Genomic DNA, 267 nt, shown 5'->3' on the forward strand with positions numbered 1-267 from the left:
CTGGATCACGTCACGGGTCACGCTGGCCTTTTTCGCCTTCTCCACCGCGGCGAAGAGCCGGGCGTTGGCGTCGAGGTCGCCGCCGCCGAGCTTCGCGGCGACGGTGATTTCCTTGACGAGCTTTTGTACGACCTGACCCTTCTTCAGGTTAACGATCGCACGTTTTGCGTGGAGCCATTGACGTCCCATGCGCGGAGCTTGGTTGCGGGTCGCGGCTGCGGGCAACGCCGAAGTTGAGCCGGGTGCAAACCTTGCGCTACCCGGACG

The 267-nt window shown here is 64.0% G+C and carries 1 pseudogene; it reads right to left on the reverse strand.

Annotated elements, in window-relative coordinates:
• Nucleotides 1–225: pseudogene (locus GUI70_RS23415) on the reverse strand (hypothetical protein); the annotation flags it as partial.
• Nucleotides 226–267 lie beyond the last annotated feature (42 nt).

The organism is Deinococcus alpinitundrae (assembly GCF_009982895.1).
Lineage (GTDB): Bacteria > Deinococcota > Deinococci > Deinococcales > Deinococcaceae > Deinococcus > Deinococcus alpinitundrae.